The sequence below is a fragment of the Aquabacterium sp. genome, from assembly GCF_004297345.1.
Lineage (GTDB): Bacteria > Pseudomonadota > Gammaproteobacteria > Burkholderiales > Burkholderiaceae_C > Aquabacterium.
In genome coordinates this window covers 1-2,989 of the sequence record NZ_SCTN01000088.1, presented here as the reverse complement: position 1 = coordinate 2,989, position 2,989 = coordinate 1, and the positions used below count along the sequence as shown (strand labels likewise).

At 61.1% G+C, this 2,989-nt stretch carries 1 protein-coding gene; it reads left to right on the top strand.

Translation table 11 applies throughout. The features are described from left to right. Positions 1-2,989, top strand: a 2,989-nt coding sequence (locus EPO09_RS02535) for a VWA domain-containing protein (RefSeq protein ID WP_290639835.1), incomplete at both ends; no start/stop codon positions are given.

Here is a 2,989-nt window from a genome sequence, read left to right as displayed (position 1 = left end):
ACGGTGAACCTGTCTGAAGAGGGTTTGCCCGGCGGCGTCAAGGACACCACAGGTAACCCCGATACAACGGACGCCACAACGATCAGTGGCAAGATTGCCATCACCGATCCTGACTCGAGCACCTTCTCTGTCAGCCTGGGCGCGCCCGTTGCGCCGGTCTATGCCACCAATGGCACGCAGATCAATTGGGTCAGCGACGGACAGGGCGGCCTCATCGGCAAGGCCGGCACCGCAGTCGGTGCTCCGACCGTCCTGACTGCCACGATCGACAACGCTGGGCAGTACACAGTCACGCTGCTGTCTTCGCTCAAGCACTCTGCGCAAGGCGAAGACAGCCTGGGCATGAATTTCACGGTCAAGGTCAGCGATGGCCTGGCAACCAGCACATCGACCTTGACTGTCAATGTGGAAGACGACGCTCCCAGCGCACCTGCTGCGCAAAGCAATACGCTCAGCGTGCAGGACAGCAACCTCTTGTTCGTGCTGGACATCTCTGGCAGCATGAACGATGCCAGCGGCATCAGCAATCTGTCGCGTTTGCAGGCCGCTGTGCAGTCCATGCAAAAACTGCTGGACAAGTATGACGACCTCGGCACAGTGGCTGTGCGTCTTGTGACTTTCTCTGACACCGCGCAAACTGTCGGTAGCTCCTGGCTGAGCGTGGCTGACGCCAAGGCCAAGCTGGCCACCATCACGGCAACGGGTGGGACCAACTATGACTACGCACTGACCACGGCGCAAACAGCCTTCGAGACCACAACCGGCAAGATCACCGGTGCGCAGAACGTGGCCTACTTCTTCTCGGATGGCAATCCCACACTGTCCAGCACCAACCCGACATCGGGCGCCAATGGCCAGGATGGCAGCACCACCCAGGCCAATCTGGGTGATGGCATCGATACCACCGAGGAAAGCAACTGGAGCACCTTCCTCAACAACAACCAGATCAACGCCTTCGCGATCGGCCTGGGCACGGGCGTGGCCCAGACCTATCTCAATCCGATCGCCTACAACGGCCAGTTCGCGTTGAACCAAGACGGTATTGTCGTGAGCAACCTGAACCAGCTCGACAGTACCCTGTCTGGTACGGTGACAGGTTCGGTCACCGGGCAGATCCTTGCATCGGGCAATGTGGGCGGTGCGGCGCTGGGCGCTGACGGCGGCCACCTGGCTTCGATCACGGTGGGCGGGGTCGTCTACACCTTCGATGCGGCTCACCCGACTTTGTCGGTGACCACGCCGCTGGGCAGCCCCTTCACCGTGGATTCGACTGGCAGCTATACCTACAAGGCACCCGATCACCTGGCCAACAGCCAGAGCGAGACCATCGGCTACAGCATGGTTGACGGCGATGGCGACGTCGTCAACTCATCGCTGCAACTCCACCTTGTATTGAACGCACCGGTAGCGGGGGCGCCAACGCTGACCGCCACCCATGCCCATGTATCTGAAGAAGGCTTGGCGGGTGGGAACAAGGACACCACTGGTGCCACGGCTGACGCGGACACCACAGACAGCACCTCCGGCACAGGCCACATTACCGTGACCACCACCGGGGGGGCGACCGTGTCCGGCCTGGTACTGACCGCTCCGAGCGACAGCCTCATCACCGCAGCGGGCAAGACCGTGGTCTGGAGCAGCGACAACGCTGGCGGCCTCATCGGCAAAGATGGCACGGACACTGGTGCGGCTACCGTGGCCACGATCTCGGTGACCAAGGCCGGCGACTACACCTTCAACCTGCTGCAAGCCATCCAGCATCCGGGTGCGGGCGAAGATGTCAAAGACATCAACTTTGGCGTCAAGGTGCTGGACTCCACAGGCAAGGTGGGGTTGGGCCAGCTTGCTGTCAGTGTGGAAGACGATTCACCAGTCGCGGGGCCGACCATCGTCGAGAACCTCAACACGCTCGATACCAATTTGATGATCGTGCTGGACAACTCCGGCAGCATGGCCAATGCCAGCGGCGTTGCAGGTTTGACGCGCCTGGAAGCAGCTGTTCAATCCATTGAAAAATTGCTCGACAAGTACGACGACCTGGGCGGCGTGTCTGTGCGTCTGGTCACGTTCAACACCAATGCCCAGACCCAGGGTGCCAACTGGTTGAGTGTGGCGCAAGCCAAGGCCCTGCTGGCGACCGTCACGGCCGATGGCGGCACCAACTATGACTACGCCTTGACCCAGGCTCAGACCGCCTTCAACTCAGGTACAGGCAAGATAGCGGGCGCACAGAACGTGTCCTACTTCTTCTCTGATGGCGATCCGACCTTGTCTAGCGCCAACCCGACGCCAAACGTGAATGGCCAGAACGGCAATACCACGCAGACCAATCTGGGCGATGGCATCGACACCACGGAAGAGGCCGCCTGGCAAACCTTCCTCAACGCCAATCAGATCAAGAGCTACGCGATTGGTCTGGGCACGGGCGTGACAGCGCCGTACCTGCACCCCGTGGCTTATGACGGCCAGACCAGCGAGAACCTCAATGGCACGGTGGTCACGAGCCTGGATCAGCTCGATACCGCCTTGTCGAGTACCTACGGCGAGACCATCAGCGGCAACTTCCTGACCAGTGGCAAGGCCACGGCGCCGATGGGCGCCGATGGATTTGGTCACGTCGACAGCGTGACCGTTGATGGCGTTGTCCACCACTACAGCGCTGCCACGCCATCGATCACGGTCCACACGGTGCTTGGCGGTGACCTGACAGTGGACATGAACACGGGTGCCTACACCTATGGTGCACCAGGGCAATTGCCAGGCGCCGCCACGGAGACCGTCACCTTCTCGCTGGCCGACAAGGACGGCGATACGGCGACCTCTTCCTTGGCGATCAACCTGGAGCACACGCTGGTGCTGGTTGGCACGGCACAAGCCGATACCCACAGCGCATCGCAACCCGCCGAGTTCATGATGGGCCGAGATGGCAATGATGTGCTGACCGGCAGCGACGCGTCAGATCGCCTGTATGGCAATAGTGGCAACGACG